Annotated in this window: 16 protein-coding genes and 1 tRNA gene; 4 read left to right on the forward strand and 13 right to left on the reverse strand. The window is 65.8% G+C overall.

Translation table 11 applies throughout. The annotated features are described in order from the left end of the window. Nucleotides 1–143: 143 nt before the first annotated feature. Genes J7367_RS07890 through J7367_RS07920 form a run of 7 tightly spaced genes read right to left on the reverse strand, consistent with a single transcriptional unit; the run spans nucleotide 144 to nucleotide 4,258 of the window. On the reverse strand, nucleotides 144–590 hold the full coding sequence (locus tag J7367_RS07890) for a molybdenum cofactor biosynthesis protein MoaE (protein WP_057660326.1): 447 nt from the start codon (nucleotides 588–590) through the stop codon (nucleotides 144–146). After that, nucleotides 587–832, reverse strand: a complete 246-nt coding sequence (locus J7367_RS07895) for a MoaD/ThiS family protein (RefSeq protein WP_016849059.1) — start codon at nucleotides 830–832, stop codon at nucleotides 587–589. The genes J7367_RS07890 and J7367_RS07895 overlap by 4 nt, the downstream gene beginning before the upstream one ends. Beyond that, the gene (moaC, locus tag J7367_RS07900) at nucleotides 829–1,326 is read right to left on the reverse strand and encodes a cyclic pyranopterin monophosphate synthase MoaC (protein WP_057660350.1); all 498 of its coding nucleotides are present in this window, start codon (nucleotides 1,324–1,326) and stop codon (nucleotides 829–831) included. The genes J7367_RS07895 and moaC overlap by 4 nt, the downstream gene beginning before the upstream one ends. A 25-nt stretch (nucleotides 1,327–1,351) precedes the next feature. Next, nucleotides 1,352–1,732, reverse strand: coding sequence for a nuclear transport factor 2 family protein (locus tag J7367_RS07905; RefSeq protein ID WP_007968987.1), 381 nt, complete (start codon nucleotides 1,730–1,732; stop codon nucleotides 1,352–1,354). Then, a complete protein-coding gene (moaA, locus tag J7367_RS07910) occupies nucleotides 1,729–2,760 on the reverse strand; it encodes a GTP 3',8-cyclase MoaA (protein WP_057660328.1) in 1,032 nt (343 codons plus the stop codon). Before moaA ends, J7367_RS07905 begins: the two co-directional genes overlap by 4 nt. After that, nucleotides 2,760–3,509: an MBL fold metallo-hydrolase gene (locus J7367_RS07915; RefSeq protein WP_007973306.1), complete on the reverse strand. Its 750-nt coding sequence runs from the start codon at nucleotides 3,507–3,509 to the stop codon at nucleotides 2,760–2,762. Before J7367_RS07915 ends, moaA begins: the two co-directional genes overlap by 1 nt. Continuing rightward, nucleotides 3,509–4,258 carry a 3-deoxy-D-manno-octulosonic acid kinase gene (locus tag J7367_RS07920; RefSeq protein ID WP_057660329.1) on the reverse strand — a complete coding sequence of 250 codons (750 nt, stop codon included), beginning with the start codon at nucleotides 4,256–4,258 and terminating at the stop codon, nucleotides 3,509–3,511. Before J7367_RS07920 ends, J7367_RS07915 begins: the two co-directional genes overlap by 1 nt. A 20-nt stretch (nucleotides 4,259–4,278) precedes the next feature. Between J7367_RS07920 and J7367_RS07925 the strand changes: the two genes are divergently transcribed. After that, complete coding sequence (locus J7367_RS07925) at nucleotides 4,279–5,328, forward strand: glycosyltransferase family 9 protein (protein WP_057660331.1); 1,050 nt, start codon at nucleotides 4,279–4,281, stop codon at nucleotides 5,326–5,328. A gap of 182 nt (nucleotides 5,329–5,510) precedes the next feature. Here J7367_RS07925 and J7367_RS07930 read toward each other — a convergent pair whose 3' ends face one another. Both J7367_RS07930 and J7367_RS07935 read right to left on the reverse strand, forming a co-directional pair. Then, entirely contained in the window at nucleotides 5,511–5,915 is a 405-nt protein-coding gene (locus J7367_RS07930) for a DUF6165 family protein (RefSeq protein WP_007968982.1), read from the reverse strand. Between the two features lie 255 nt (nucleotides 5,916–6,170). Then, nucleotides 6,171–6,261 (reverse strand) — tRNA-Ser (locus J7367_RS07935). A gap of 196 nt (nucleotides 6,262–6,457) precedes the next feature. On the opposite strand from J7367_RS07935, the gene J7367_RS07940 reads away from it, so the two are divergent. Then, complete coding sequence (locus tag J7367_RS07940; RefSeq protein WP_007968980.1) at nucleotides 6,458–7,162, forward strand: PP2C family serine/threonine-protein phosphatase; 705 nt, start codon at nucleotides 6,458–6,460, stop codon at nucleotides 7,160–7,162. Between the two features lie 297 nt (nucleotides 7,163–7,459). Here the strand turns inward: J7367_RS07940 and dnaQ are convergent, their stop codons facing one another. From dnaQ to J7367_RS07955, 3 genes are read right to left on the reverse strand one after another with little or no spacing between them, the layout of a single operon-like run. Next, complete coding sequence (gene dnaQ, locus J7367_RS07945) at nucleotides 7,460–8,194, reverse strand: DNA polymerase III subunit epsilon (protein ID WP_057660335.1); 735 nt, start codon at nucleotides 8,192–8,194, stop codon at nucleotides 7,460–7,462. Between the two features lie 8 nt (nucleotides 8,195–8,202). Next, nucleotides 8,203–8,655, reverse strand: a complete 453-nt coding sequence (gene rnhA, locus J7367_RS07950) for a ribonuclease HI (protein ID WP_005913875.1) — start codon at nucleotides 8,653–8,655, stop codon at nucleotides 8,203–8,205. Nucleotides 8,656–8,682: 27 nt separating this feature from the next. Continuing rightward, nucleotides 8,683–9,339 carry a hypothetical protein gene (locus tag J7367_RS07955; protein WP_007968977.1) on the reverse strand — a complete coding sequence of 219 codons (657 nt, stop codon included), beginning with the start codon at nucleotides 9,337–9,339 and terminating at the stop codon, nucleotides 8,683–8,685. A 12-nt stretch (nucleotides 9,340–9,351) separates the two neighbouring features. Between J7367_RS07955 and gloB the strand changes: the two genes are divergently transcribed. After that, nucleotides 9,352–10,119 (forward strand): hydroxyacylglutathione hydrolase, encoded by a 768-nt coding sequence (gloB, locus tag J7367_RS07960; protein WP_022558446.1) that lies wholly within the window; start codon nucleotides 9,352–9,354, stop codon nucleotides 10,117–10,119. Beyond that, entirely contained in the window at nucleotides 10,116–11,294 is a 1,179-nt protein-coding gene (locus J7367_RS07965) for a lytic transglycosylase domain-containing protein (protein ID WP_057660337.1), read from the forward strand. The genes gloB and J7367_RS07965 overlap by 4 nt, the downstream gene beginning before the upstream one ends. 616 nt (nucleotides 11,295–11,910) lie before the next feature. Here the strand turns inward: J7367_RS07965 and J7367_RS07970 are convergent. Continuing rightward, nucleotides 11,911–13,881 (reverse strand): peptidyl-prolyl cis-trans isomerase, encoded by a 1,971-nt coding sequence (locus tag J7367_RS07970; protein ID WP_057660339.1) that lies wholly within the window; start codon nucleotides 13,879–13,881, stop codon nucleotides 11,911–11,913. Between the last annotated feature and the right edge of the window lie 294 nt (nucleotides 13,882–14,175).

Below are 14,175 nucleotides of genomic sequence, written 5' to 3' on the forward strand. Positions count from 1 at the left end.
TGCCGGCGATGGGGAGCGTGCGTCTGTGAACCGGGAAATTCCCGCGGAAAGCGCCAGAAATGGCGAAATTCCGAAGTTCCAAAAGCCACTCTTCGGAACGACGCCACCTTCCGCCCTGTCAGGTCTCGTTGTTCAGACCTTCCCTAAGGTTGCGATTCGGGATGCAACCAACCCGCGTCGCCTTCCAGGTAATGCTCGTGCTTCCAGATCGGCACCCGCGCCTTGACCTCATCGATGATGTAGCGACATGCGTCGAATGCGGCGCCACGATGCGCCGCACTGACGCCGACCCACACCGCCATCTCGCCGATACGCAACTCACCCACGCGGTGCACGCAATGCGCGTGCACGATGGCGAATCGCTGCATTGCTTCGTCGACAACACGCTGCCCCTCGGCCTGCGCGAGCGCGGCATAGGCTTCGTAGCGCAAGCCGGCCACGCCGCGGCCTTCGTTGTGATTGCGCACCCAGCCTTCGAAACTGGCAAACGCGCCGGCTTGCGGGTGTTCCCCCCCGGCACGCAGCTGATCGATCGGCAACGGCACCTCGGAAAGCGCAAAGATCGCGGCGACCTGCTCGTTCACAGTCAACCTCCCGACACCGGCGGAATGAACACCACTTCGCTGCCGTCGCGCAGCGCATCCTCCCAGCGCGCGAATGCGCCATCGACAGCCACACGCAGCTGCGCAGGCGTCCAGCGCAGGCCATGCCGTGCATCGAGTTCTGCATACAGGCCGCGCAGATCCTGCGCGCCGGTCTGCACACGCTCGTCGGCAATGCCTGCAGCCTCGCGCAGGCTGGCGAAGTACAGCACCGTCACCATGACCGTCATTGTTCCGCTCCGATGTCGCGCTTGCCGCCGCGCTTGGACACCAATTTGGTCGGGCCGATGCTCATGCTGTGCGACAACGCCTTGCACATGTCATACACCGTCAACGCGGCCACGCTGGCACCGGTCAGCGCTTCCATCTCCACACCGGTGCGATGCACGCAGCGCACCGTGCAACGGATGTCCAGCAGCTGCTCGCCTGCCCAGTCGATCTCGAAACGGCAGGCATCGATCGGTAGCGGATGGCAGAACGGAATCAATTCGTGCGTGCGCTTGACCGCCATGGTGCCGGCGATCACCGCCGTCTCTACGATGCCGCCCTTGGCGCTACGCAAGCCGTTGGCGCGCAATTGTGCGGCCACGGCAGCCGGAAAGCGCACGCGGCTTTCCGCGGTGGCGCTACGGGCGGTAACCGCCTTGTCCGAGACATCCACCATGGCGGGAAGCCCGGCATCGTCCAGATGGGTGAGGCGTGCGGAACGGGATTTTGCAGGCATGGGAAACGACGCGAACGACAGGCCATCAGGATGCGGCATTCTCGGTGAACAAGGTGCCTTGATGGAACAGCAGCTGCCATCCAGCAGCATTCCTGCGCCACAACGAGCTGCGCAAGGCCTGCCGCTCAACACCCTGCCGGCGATCCATCGACCGATAGCGTACCTGCGCCAGATCCGGTGCCAACCGCGCGCATTCGAAGTCATCTGCGCAGTACTCGGCAGCGACACCGGGGACGCGCAAGGCCGCGATTACCTCGCTCCGCGTGTACCGATGGCCCGACGTACCGAACTCGACAAATGCCGGATCGAGCAGCGCTTCCAACACCTGCACATCGGCACGCTGCTGCGGATCGAGCAGACGCAGCTCCAGCGTGCGCAACTGCACCAGCAGCGCGTCCTCGCTCATCCGCCGATCAAGAACATCTCGACCGGCTTGCCGCGCCGTGGCACCGAGGCGCGCACTTCGCTGTAGCGGTCGCCACGCACGCTCCAGCGCTGGCGCAGATGCGTCGCCAGCGCAGGCGCGCCATTGGCCAGGGCCGGCTTGAGGTCATGGCCCTGGCTGGCGAACAGGCAGGTATACAGACGCCCGTCTGCCGAAACGCGCGCACGCTGGCAATCGCCGCAGAACGGCACGCTGACCGAACTGACGAAGCCCACTTCGCCGGCGCCATCCGCGAACGCGTGGCGCTGGGCCACTTCCCCGGTGTAATTGGCGTCCAGCGCCACCAGCGGCCAGCGCGCGTGGATGCGTTCGTGCAATTGCGCTGAGGTCACCACCGCATCCGGGGTCCAGCCATTGCAGCTGCCTACGTCCATGAATTCGATGAAGCGCAGCACGTGCCCGGTGCCGCGGAAGTGCTCCACCAGCGGCAGCACCTGATCTTCGTTGACGCCACGCTGCACCACACAATTGATCTTCAGCCGCTGAAAACCGGCGTGCTCGGCGGCGGCGATGCCGGCCAGCACCTGCGCAATCTCACCGCGATCGCCGCTCATGCGCCTGAACAACGCCGGTTCCAGCGCATCCATGCTGACGGTGATGCGGCGCAACCCGGCCTGCCGCAGCGCGACGGCCTGGCGGGCGAGCAAGGTGCCGTTGGTGGTCAGGGCCAGATCTTCGATGCCCTCGATCGCGGTCAGCCGTGCGATCAGGCTCGGCAGGTCGCGGCGCAGCAGCGGCTCTCCGCCGGTCAGGCGTACCTTGGTCACACCGACCGAGACGAAGGCACGCACCAGGGTTTCCAGCTGATCGAAACTCAACCGCTGCTGTGAATCGAAGCCGTAATCGTCCGGCACGCGATCGGCCGGCATGCAGTACCCGCAGCGGAAATTGCAGGCTTCGATCACCGACAGGCGCAGATCGCGCAACGGGCGGCCGTAGCGGTCCTGCATCGGCGCCATCACGAGATCCGGCTGCAGCAAGGCGCCCATCAGGGCACCGTCGCGGCGGTCGGGTTCGCCAACGCGAGGTATTGACCGGGCACGGCAACGCGGTGGCCACGTGCACGCAGCACATCGCCGTCGGCGTCGCTGGCGTAGTGGTACAGCAGCATGCGGCTCAACAGGTCCTGCGGGTATTCCCGCTCCAAATCGTCCACGCCAGTATGCGACGGGTTGCCGTGAACGCCGCAGTCATGTGCGATGAGCTCGCTGTCGTCCGCATAACGCTTCAGCATTTCCGGAATCGGCCGGGTATCGCCGGTCCAGACCAGCGCGCCCTTCAACCGCAACCCGTAAGCCGTCTCGGGCCAGTGATGGCGTACCGGGAACACTTCCAGCCGCACGCCGTCGTGCCAGAACGCATCGCCGACCGGCACCAGCTGAAACGCATCCCAGAAGTTCGCTCCGCCCTCGGCCAGCACGTTCGGGTAATCGGCGATGCGTCGCTGCAGCAGCGGCACGACCGGCGCCGGCACGTACAGGCGCGTGCGCCCGCGGCGCTCGGAGAAATAACTGTCGACGAACACCCGTTCCAGCCCACCGACATGGTCCAGATGCACGTGGGTGATGAAGATCGCCTGCGGCAGCCGGCCGTAGTGCGCCTGATAGGCGGTCAGCCCCTCGCTGCCGCAATCGATGGTCAGCCAGGGCGCACCGGCGCGCTCGAGCGTGGCCATCGGCGAGCCAAGCGCCACCGCCGACGCATTGCCGACTCCCTGCACCCGCAAGGCCCAGTCCATCAGTAGCCCCGGCCCCAGGCCAGTTCGTAGGCGCGATGCAGGCGCGCATAGTCCTTGTCCACGTCCTCGCGGCTGGGGTTGCCGCGCAGCTTCAACAGCGAGCGATGCAGCCGCTTGAGGTTGCGCTCGCGCCAGCGCGTGGCCGGAATGCGCAGCACGCCGCGGTCGAAGTCGATGAGCCAGCCATGCCCGCCGGCATCGAACAGGATGTTGTGCGCATTGAGATCGGCATGATCCAGGCCGGCGCGATGGAAGCGCGCGATCAGCTGGCCGGTCGCCTCCCACGGCGCGCCGCGTCCGGCCACCTGGGCGTGGTCGGCCAACGAGCGCACGTTTTCCAGCCGCTCCATCAACAGCGCAGCGCGATAACCCAGGCCTTCGCGCAGATAGCAGGCGGCCAACGGGCGCGGTACCGGCAACTTGCGTTTGATCAGTTCGCGCATCAGCCGGAACTCGGCAAAACTGCGCGTGCGCCCCGCGCCTTTCCACAGATAGCGATCGCGGCTCACGCGTGCGGCCATGCCGCCACGCAGATACTGCCGCAACACGCTATGGCCGAACGGCGCATCCACGAACCACGCGCCGCCACGCCCACCTGCGCCCACCGGACGCGCCCTGTCGCCCCACGATTGCGGCGAAAACAGGCTGGCATCGGCTTGCCGCAGCCGTTCGCGGTCGAACAGAATGGCGCCATAACCGCGACCTTCGCGGTACGGCGCCAGCGCTTCGGTGGCATCGAAAGAAACCATCTATCGAGTCTAACAACACCATGGCTGTAACGCCCGCATCGCTGTGTTTGCTGCGCTTGTCCGCCCTGGGCGATGTCACGCACGTGGTGCCACTGGTACGCACGCTGCAGGCAGGGCTTCCTGAAACCCAACTGCATTGGATCATCGACAGGGCCGGGCTCAAATTGCTCGACGGCCTGCCCGGCGTGCAGTTCCATACCTACGACAAACGCAGCGGGGTGGCCGGCATGCGCGCGCTCCGTCGGTCGCTGGCCCCGCTGGGACGTTTCGATGCCTTGCTGCAGATGCAGGTGGCCTTGCGCGCCAATGTGCTGTCAGCCTTCGTACCGGCGCGGCGACGCATCGGCTACGACCGCAGCCGCTCCAAGGACCTGCACGGCCTGTTCGTCAACGAACGCATCGCCGACCGCCCCGGCATCCATGTGCTCGACGCCATCGGCAGCTTTGCCGAGCCGCTGGGCCTGCGCCAGACCCAGGTCCGCTGGGACCTGCCGGTACCCGATGAAGCGCATGCATGGGCACGTGCGCAATGGGACGACGATGGCCGCCCGGTGCTGATGATTTCGCCGTGCTCCAGCCACGCGCGTCGCAACTGGTATCCCGATCGCCATGCCGCGCTGGCCGATCATGCCGCCGCGCAGGGCTGGCGGATCGTGCTGTGCGGCGGCCGCAGCGACCTGGAACGCAGCACTGCCGATGCCATCGTCGCAGCCGCACGCACGCCGGTGCTGGATCTGGTTGGCAAGGACACCCTCAAACAGCTGCCCGCACTGCTTGCGCGCGCGAACCTGGTGGTCACGCCGGATTCCGGGCCGATGCATATCGCCAACGCCATGGGCACGAAGGTGCTCGGCCTGCATGCCGCCAGCAACCCGCGACGGAGCGGCCCGTATTCGGACGTGCGCTATTGCGTGGACCGTTACGACGCCGCTGCGCGCAAATTCCTGCAGAAACCGGCCGACCAGCTGAGCTGGGGAACGAAGATCGAATTCGACGAGGTGATGTCGCTGATCACCGTGGATGACGCGATCGCCGCCTTCGAGCACTATCGCGCCGACCATCGGCGTTAGGGATTTGGCACCGCGATTGAAGGCGCATTGCATTCAAAAATGCTGACTGCCAGACACCGTGCAGATGCCGCCAATCAACGCCGACGTCACAACCGCAGGCACCGCCCAATCGCTTAGTGCCAGTCACCATGACTGGGCGATGGGCCGACCAGGCGGCCAGCGCGATCGGTCAACCGGCGCGCTCAGGCGCCGGTAGCGCGATAGTCCTGATAGGACTTTTCTTCCACATACGAAGAACCCAGCGCCAGGTTGATCTCTTTCTTGATGCGCGCGCGCTCGTCGTTCTCGATATACACGCTGCGCGCCAGCTGCACGAAGGCAGCGTCGAAGCTCTGCGCCTGCTCCTTGAGCCGGATGTCGTCCTCGATCACCCACAGCCGCTCATTGACGGCCTTGAGCTCGGCGCGCAGGCGCACGATGTCATGCCCGGCGGCCGGATGCGCCATCCAGCTGGTTTCCAGCGCAGACAGCTCGTTGCGCACATTGGCCAATTTGGCCGCATCGCGCATGCGCTCGGACTTGATCTGCAGGATCGCGATCTTGTCGAGCAGCTCACCAAACGACACGGGCACCAGGATCTCGGACATGACAGGCCTCCAACGGGGATCGGGCGGATTGTAGTCATCGCCGCGGCCGGCGACTGCCACACATAAACAAAAGCCCCCTTGCGGGGGCTGATGCGAATCTGGCGGCAGAGGGGGATTCACGCGGCACGACGTGCCTTCGCCCTGCGGGCGGCTTCGCCGTGCAGGCAGCTGCGCTGCCTGTCGAACCCGGGGCTCTCACCCCCCAATGCCGCCGGCGAAACTCACGCGGCACTGGCACAACTGCTCGCCTCAATCTGGCGGAGAGGGGGGGATTCGAACCCCCGAGGCGCTATAAACGCCTGCCTGATTTCGAGTCAGGTACATTCAACCGCTCTGCCACCTCTCCAGATGGTCCCCAGTGTCCTGGGGCCGTGCATCATACGGGCACATGGCCCCAGCCACAAGCGGCCCGGGCCGGCGTCGACAGGGGCAGCGCGCGTCCAGGCGTGAACCGGTGCTGCGACACCCGCGCGCGGCGTGTTGCCGCTAACCGGCCGGGCCGCGATGATGGTGGCGCATCTTCTCCTTGGCGACCCGGCCCCATGCTCGAATTCGGACACCTCACCCACGTCGGCCTGCGCCGTGACCTCAACGAGGACACCTATTACGGCGACAGCGAGCTGGGATTGTGGCTGGTCGCCGACGGCATGGGGGGGCATGCCTGCGGAGAAGTGGCCAGCGCATTGGCGCGCGAAACCATCGTGCGAGAAGTCCGTGCCGGGACCCCGCTCGCCCAGGCGGTACGCATCGCCGACGAAGAGATCATCAAGACCTCGCGCCGCTGCAACGACACCCTGCCGATGGGCACCACCGTGGTCGCCGCGCGCGTACTCGGCCAGCGTTTCGAAGTGGCCTGGGTTGGCGACAGCCGCGCCTACCTGTGGCGCGATGGCCGGCTGGCGCAGCTGAGCCAGGACCACAGCTATGTGCAGGAGCTCATCGCCCAAGGCACGCTGACCAGCGAGCAGGCGCGCGCGCACCCGCATCGCAACGTGGTGACCCAGGCACTCGGCGTGACCGACCCGGCCCACCTGAATGTCGCCATCATGCAAGGCGAACTCAAATCCGGCATGCAGCTACTGCTGTGCAGCGACGGCCTGACCGAAGAGGTGGACGATGCCGCCATCGCAGCCACATTGTCGCAGGCCGATTGCAGCGCGCAGGAATGCGTGGAATGCCTGGTCGCCGCCGCACTGGATGGCGGCGGTTCGGACAACATCACCGCGATCCTGGTGCGCAGTCACTGAGCGCTGCGCGCAAGCGGACAGTTGCGCAACAAAGCGCAGCGGCCGCCGGCCATCGTTCAATCCCGATGGGGCCGCTTGGTTTGTGCGACGAAACGTCGCCATCGTTCGTCACGCCTTGCCAGCCACTCTGACGGCAAGCAGAGCCACACCGGCGAACATCGCACGTCACTACATGCCGATGTGTTGTGCGTACACCTGCCATGTGCGCATGCAGCCATCGCCGCAACAGACGACCCAGGTGCGCACATGCACCGCCATTGCCGACCAACGGCGGCGATGCGCCTCGGGTCCGACGCCTTACCCGGCGACGGCAATCTCTTCGACCGGCGGATCCCACAACGCACGCCCCGCTTTCTTGCGCAACTGCGCCAGACGCGCCTCGTGCGCCTGCGATTCGGAAGCGGTCACCGCAACGCGCGGACGCGGCAACAGCAGCGCCGGGTCGAACGCAATCATGCCGCTCGCGGCATCGGTCTGCTGGCCGGCGTCGGCGCTGGCAAACCCGATTTCCTCCTGACCCGAGGTCAGCGCGATATACACATCGGCCAGGATCTGCGCATCGAGCAAGGCGCCGTGCAACTGGCGATGCGAGTTGTCCACGCCCAGACGCTTGCACAGGGCATCCAAGGAATTGCGCTGCCCCGGATAGCGCTCGCGCGCCATCATCAAGGTATCCACCACCGTGGCGCGCTCGACAATGCGCCCGTAGTGATCGCCCAGCAGCGCCAGTTCGTTGTCCAGAAAACCCAGGTCGAACGCGGCGTTGTGGATGATCAGTTCCGCGCCGTCGATATAGGCGAGAAACTCGTCCACCACCTCGCCGAATAGCGGTTTATCGGCCAGAAATTCCAGGGTCAGCCCGGTCACCTCCTGCGCGCCCGGCTCGAAGTCGCGGTCGGGCTTCAGGTAGCGATGGAAATTGTTGCCGCTCGGGCGCCGCTCCAGCAGCTCCACCGCGCCGATTTCGACGACGCGGTTGCCCTTGCGCCATTCCAGGCCGGTGGTTTCGGTATCGAGAATGATCTGACGCATGTGTCCTCTTACGATGTCGCAAGACCACCGCGCTGGGCGATGGCCTGATTGCGGGCGAGCACGTCGACGCGCTCGTTGTCCGGGTCGCCATTGTGGCCTTTCACCCAGCGCCAATCGATGCGGTGGCGCTGCGTGGCCGCGTGCAGCCGCTCCCACAACTCGCGATTTTTGACCGGATCGCCCCCGGCGGTTTTCCAGTTGCGTCGCACCCACCCCGGCATCCATTCGGTGATGCCCTGGCGCACGTACTGCGAATCGGTATGCAACACGATCTGGCACGGCTCGGTCAGCGTTTCCAGGGCCATGATCGCCGCCATCAATTCCATGCGGTTGTTCGTCGACACCGCCTCACCGCCAGCCAGCTCCTTTTCGCGGCCGTTGTAACGCAACAAGGCCGCCCAACCGCCCGGGCCGGGGTTGCCGAGGCAAGAGCCATCGGTATGCACTTCAATGGATTTCATCAGGTTCCAGAGTTGAACGTAAACAGGTCAGATCGTGGCCACCGGTTGTGGCCAGCGAGCAGGCAGGGCGATCGGCGTCGGCCCGATCGCCGCGGCAGCGCGCTTTTCAACCTCCAGCAGATACACCGCACGCCAGGGCGCCCGGCCGGGGTCGGTGGACTCGCCGCCGGGGCGCCAGATCGGCCCCAGATAGCGCTCCGCCTGCACGCTGTGCAGCCCGGCACGCTGCGCCAGTAGGCGCCAGCGATCCGGGCGCAACGCGACCGGCCCGCGCCGCGCCCAGCGGAAGCGGTAGGGGCTCATTGGATTGAGCGTAAACAGCCACAGGCGGCCGCCGGGCATCAGCAAACGCTCGCATTCGGCCAGAAAGTCCGCTGCCCCGCCAACCACCGCATGCTGCGCCACGATCGCCTGCAGGCTCTCGGTCGGCAGCGGAAACGGCAGCGCGCAGCGCGCGTCGCCAGCAAAGCGGCCGGCACTGCGATGCAGCCGCAAACCGCGCCCTTGAAGCAACTCGCGCGCAGGCATGTCGGCGGTCGGCGTCAGCCACAACCACGGCTGCGACGGCCGTGTCTGCAGCGCCTCCAACGCCAGACGACGCTCCAGCTGAAGCAGGCTGCGCCCTGCGCCGGTTTCAAACCAGGATGAGACGCCAGCTTGACGGGAGAATGGCGGGGCAGGCATGGTCCCAATTCTATGCGACTGATCGCCCTGCCCGCATTCGACGACAACTACATCTGGGCGCTGATCGCTGCAGATGGCCGCGCCATCATTGTCGACCCCGGTCAGGCCGAGCCTGTCCTGGCTGCCGCGCAGCGCCAGGGCCTGGTGCCGAGCGCCGTCCTGCTGACCCACCACCACGGCGACCATATCGGCGGCGTTGCCGAGCTCCAGCAGCGCTGGCCGGACCTGGAGCTGTTCGGCCCGGCCGACGAACGCATCCCGGCTAACGCGCATCAAGTGGGCCATGGCGAGCGCTTGCGCCTGCTCGATGTCGAGTTCCAGGTGCTCGAGGTGCCCGGCCACACCCGCAGCCATATCGCCTTCGTCGCTGCCGGCCACCTGTTCAGCGGTGATACCCTGTTCAGCCTAGGCTGTGGGCGGATGTTCGAAGGTACCGCTCCCCAGATGTTCGACTCGTTGCAGCGCCTGGCCTCCCTGCCTGGCGAAACGCTTGTGTGTTGCGGCCACGAATACACGTTGGCCAACGCGGCCTTCGCGCTGCATGTCGATCCCACCAACGCTGCCTTGCAGCGCCGTCAACAGGAAGCCCAGGCCATGCGTCATGCAGCCCGTCCTACCCTGCCGATTTCGCTCAAGAGTGAACTGGCCACCAATCCGTTCTTACGTACCAGCCGCCCCGAGATCCGCGCTGCAGTGGCACCACGCGCAGCCGGCGCACTTTCCTCTGAAGTGGATGTTTTCGCCGAACTTCGGCGCTGGAAAGACGAATTTCGCGCATGAGGCGCCTGGTTTTGGCAGTGCTGGCCGCCTGTTCGGCCATTGCACCGGCAGCCGCATCGCCCAACGACGCAAGCTCCGCCTCCGCAGGTGGCCAGGCCGCGCAGGCCAGCGTGCTAAGCCTCCGCAACGGGCGCGAGATTTTTTCGGCCTTCCTCGACGGACGCGCCGACCCGGGCTGCGACAGCGCCCATAGCGATGCCCGCTGGGAACAGCATTTTTCGCGCGCACCGGCACGTCTGGCAGACGATGCGCAGGATGTCCTGCCGCTATTCGGCTACGTCGTCGATGAACTGCGCAAGGCCGACATGCCGACCGAATTTGCGCTGATTCCGTTCGTCGAAAGTGGCTACCGCCCCGGGGCCCGCAACGGCAGCGGCCCCGCAGGCTTGTGGCAGTTCATCGCAACCACCGCACGCAACCACCAGGTGCCGGTCGGCGCACAGTACGACGGACGCCTGTCGGCAGTGGACTCCACCACTGCGGCGGTACGCTACCTCAAAACCCTTTACGGCATGTTCGGCGGAGACTGGCGCCTGGCCCTGATGGCCTACAACGCCGGCGAGTACCGCGTGCTGCAGGCAATGCGCAGCGCTGGGATGAACGCGCAAAACGCGCGCCCATCGGAATTGCCTGGCATGTCCAAGGTCACCTACGACTACGTGGAAAAGCTGCACGCGCTTGCCTGCGTGCTCGATCACGCGCAGCAGCAGGGCAACCTGCTGACCTCGCTGGATCGCCAGGTGCCCGTCCTTACCGAACATGCGTTACCGGCAGGCACCAGCCTCAACACCTGGGCTGGACAGCGGGCGATCGAGCCGCAATTGCTCGCGCGCCTGAATCCCGCCCTCGCTGGCGCACGCGCCGCGCCGCGCGGTGTGCACGTGCTCGCGCCGCTTGCGCCGCCGCAGCCCGGTGCAAATAGCGCCATGGTCGCATCTGCCGAGGTGGGAACTGGCGCCGCCAGCAGCACTGCCGCGCCGACCGCCGTTGCCACTGCGGCCAGCAAAGCGTCGACCTCGCCAGCACGCACCCACACCGTGCGCAATGGCGAATCGGCCTGGGCGATCGCACGCCGCTATGGCATCACCGTCACGACGCTGCTCGCCACCAACGGCCTGGACAAAAGCGCCATTCTGAAGCCTGGCATGGTGCTGTCGTTCGACGACTCGCCCTGAGCGATGCGCCGCGAGGTGCGGCGCACCTTGGACGCCGTCGTACGCGCAGGCAGGCGGCCGCCAGCATGATCGCGTCGATCCTGAACTTCGCTCACCAACCAGCCGTCTTGGTCAGGCCGCTTCGGTCACGAGAGATGGGGGTCGAGAGTTACCAGGTTGCAAACGTGCAGTTAGCACCTGCTGCGCGTCGCGCCGGGGAGCCTGCTTGGCGCTCCACATGCGAGCCGAGCTCCGGCAAAAATCGAAGCTTGCACACCTCTACACGATGCGCGCCATGATGAGCGACGCTCCTTGCTGAGTCAATCACGCCCAGCCATTCAACTGACCCGACCACCGGAGTTCAGCGCGACACCTCGCAGTCTTTCAGGAACGCTACCCGCGCGCCGTCGCACAGTCGAGCGTCAGCGGCGACGACCGCCAGATCGTCAGGCGACTAGCCGACAACCCCGCGACTTGCGCCCAGGAATCGCAGCTCCCGTCACGCCGGCAAATCGATACGCGCCGCACGGCAGCCTGAGTGCGAATGCCCGCCAGCCGGACTGCGTCTTCCACCACGAACGCCCAAAGAAAAAGCCCGGTTGCCCGGGCTTTTCTCTCACCAATCGATGATCCAGCCTTACAGCTGGGCTTCTTCGATCTGGATCTTGTAGCGCTTGCGCATTTCCTTGACGTAAGCCTGCGCAGCGTTGTTTCCGTCGATCTGGCTCAACTGCTCGCGCAGCATCGTCTGCTGCTCGGCCGGCATCTGCTTCAGATCGCCCGGCGTCGCCTTGCTGATGACAAAGACAGCAAAGCGTCCGCCATCCAGCTCCACCTTGCCAACCGACGGCTTGCCTTCGGTCGGTCGCGGCGCACTGAAGATCGCACGGTTCGCAGCCGGGGTCGGGATCGGCGCCGTCCGCGGCAGCCCCGGAATCGGCTGCACCTGCAGCTTCTCGCTGTCGGCCAGCGCCTGTGGCGTTTCGCCTTTCTGCACGCGTGCCAGCAAGGCATCGGCAGCAGCGGCGGCGGCCTTCTCGGCACGGTCCGCGCGGATTGCCGCCGTCACCTTGTCGCGCACCTTGTCCAACGGCAACGCCTGTTCGGCAGTGTGGTTGGTCACACGCAGCACCACGCTATGGTTCGGCGCGATGGTGATGGGGTCGCTCACCGTGCCGTCCTGCACCAGCGTTTCGGAGAACGCCGCGCGCAGCACAGCCGGGTTGGCGGCAACACCGCTGGCATCACTGCGCGAGAACGGGCCCAGCGTCTGCACCGGCAGGCCGACTTGCTTGGCCGCCGGCTCCAGTGCGGTGGGTTTTTTGTAAACCTGGTCCACCAACTTGCCGCTGACATCGGCAAAGGCCTTGTCTGCGTCGGCCTTGAGCTGCTCGGCAGCCAGCTGGTCGCGTACCTGCTCGAACGACTTGCCCTGGCCACCCTTGACCTCACGCAGCTGGATCACGTGGTAGCCGAATTCGCTCTTGATCGGGCCCACCACCTCGCCAGCCTTCATCGAGAACAGTGCGTCCTCGAACGGCTTGACCATCGTGCCCTTCTCGACCCAGCCCAGGTCGCCGCCGGCATCCTTGGAACCGGGATCTTGCGAATTCGCCTTCGCCAGTGCAGCAAAGTCGGTACCCGTCTGCTTGGCCTCGGCGGCAAGCTTGGCAGCCTTTGCCTCGGCAGCCTTCTGTGCGGCTGCATCGGGACCGGCACTGATCAGGATGTGCGACGCAAGACGCTGCTCCGGCTCGACGAAGCGCGCCTTCTCGTCTTCATAGCGCTTGCGCAGCGTGGCCTCGTCGGCCGCAGTGGCTGGCAGCATCGTGGCGGCGTTGAGCTCCACGTATTCGATCGTCACGGTTTCCGGCTGGCGGAAATCCTGCGTGTGCCCGTCGTACCACTGCTTGATCTGCGCATCGCTCACCGGCGCAGCATCTGCGGCCGGCGGCGGCAGCATCGCCAGCTCCACATCGCGCGTTTCACCCATCAGCTTGAGCAGGCGCTTGAACTCGGACGTGGTGGCAAAGCCGGATTCCGCCACCGCCTGCGGGATCACCGACTGCTGCAGGCTGTCGCGCACCAACGCATCGAACTGCGCTGGCGTGCGCGGCGGCGTGCCCTGCGCGAGTGCGGCGCGGTACTGATCGGGACTGAACTTGCCATCGACCTGGAATGCGGGAATGTTGGCAATGTAATCGCGCACGGTCGCATCGCCGATGACGATTCCGGCGTCTTCCGCACCCAGTCGCACAACCTGTTCGTCGACCAGTTGGTCGAGCACCTGCAGCTTGTTTTCGCGGGATTCGAAGGTGCGCGGATCAAATTTCTCGCCCTGACGCTGACGCTCCTGCATACGCGCCTGCTCGAAACGCGCGCGGAAATCCTGCGTGCTGATTTCATGGTGTTGCCACAGCAAGGAGACCGGCCACCACGACGGTGCCGATTTCCACCAGGTCGGCGGCGCCTGCACCTTGGCCACGTTGTTGGCGCCAATGCCGCCGAGGTAGCTGTTGTCGATGACGAACAGGAACGGAATCATCAGCAACCCCAGGATGGCGGTAGCGATCCAGCCTGACGTCTTGTCGCGAAGTTTCTGCAGCATTGGCAAATCACGGCCTGTGGGCGAGCCGCGCAGTGTAACGCGCTTGGCGCCAGGCACCCAGCCCAATGCCCGTGACGACGGCGTCGTGGCGCATCAATCGGCCCCAGGGTGAACAGCTCCAGCCGGAGCCAGATACCGAAGCGCCTTCAAACGCAGCAGAACGCGCCGCTGCAGGATGCGCGGTAGTACGCCGCACCGCCATGCCAGAATGGACCCACGTCCATTACCGACAGTCAAAAAAAAGCCCCCGGCACAAGGCCGAGGGCTTCGTATAACTGGCGGAGCGGACGGGAC

It is taken from the genome of Xanthomonas sp. D-36-1, from assembly GCF_017746155.1.
Lineage (GTDB): Bacteria > Pseudomonadota > Gammaproteobacteria > Xanthomonadales > Xanthomonadaceae > Xanthomonas > Xanthomonas cissicola.

Excerpts from the sequence above, each read along its gene's own strand:
- J7367_RS07895 (WP_016849059.1), bottom strand. The coding sequence starts at position 832 with ATGACGGTCATGGTGACGGTGCTGTACTTCGCCAGCCTGCGCGAGGCT.
- moaC (WP_057660350.1), bottom strand. The coding sequence starts at position 1,326 with ATGCCTGCAAAATCCCGTTCCGCACGCCTCACCCATCTGGACGATGCC.
- J7367_RS07905 (WP_007968987.1), bottom strand. The coding sequence starts at position 1,732 with ATGAGCGAGGACGCGCTGCTGGTGCAGTTGCGCACGCTGGAGCTGCGT.
- moaA (WP_057660328.1), bottom strand. The coding sequence starts at position 2,760 with ATGGGCGCCTTGCTGCAGCCGGATCTCGTGATGGCGCCGATGCAGGAC.
- J7367_RS07915 (WP_007973306.1), bottom strand. The coding sequence starts at position 3,509 with ATGGACTGGGCCTTGCGGGTGCAGGGAGTCGGCAATGCGTCGGCGGTG.
- J7367_RS07920 (WP_057660329.1), bottom strand. The coding sequence starts at position 4,258 with ATGGTTTCTTTCGATGCCACCGAAGCGCTGGCGCCGTACCGCGAAGGT.
- J7367_RS07925 (WP_057660331.1), top strand. The coding sequence starts at position 4,279 with ATGGCTGTAACGCCCGCATCGCTGTGTTTGCTGCGCTTGTCCGCCCTG.
- J7367_RS07930 (WP_007968982.1), bottom strand. The coding sequence starts at position 5,915 with ATGTCCGAGATCCTGGTGCCCGTGTCGTTTGGTGAGCTGCTCGACAAG.
- J7367_RS07940 (WP_007968980.1), top strand. The coding sequence starts at position 6,458 with ATGCTCGAATTCGGACACCTCACCCACGTCGGCCTGCGCCGTGACCTC.
- dnaQ (WP_057660335.1), bottom strand. The coding sequence starts at position 8,194 with ATGCGTCAGATCATTCTCGATACCGAAACCACCGGCCTGGAATGGCGC.
- rnhA (WP_005913875.1), bottom strand. The coding sequence starts at position 8,655 with ATGAAATCCATTGAAGTGCATACCGATGGCTCTTGCCTCGGCAACCCC.
- J7367_RS07955 (WP_007968977.1), bottom strand. The coding sequence starts at position 9,339 with ATGCCTGCCCCGCCATTCTCCCGTCAAGCTGGCGTCTCATCCTGGTTT.
- gloB (WP_022558446.1), top strand. The coding sequence starts at position 9,352 with ATGCGACTGATCGCCCTGCCCGCATTCGACGACAACTACATCTGGGCG.
- J7367_RS07965 (WP_057660337.1), top strand. The coding sequence starts at position 10,116 with ATGAGGCGCCTGGTTTTGGCAGTGCTGGCCGCCTGTTCGGCCATTGCA.
- J7367_RS07970 (WP_057660339.1), bottom strand. The coding sequence starts at position 13,881 with ATGCTGCAGAAACTTCGCGACAAGACGTCAGGCTGGATCGCTACCGCC.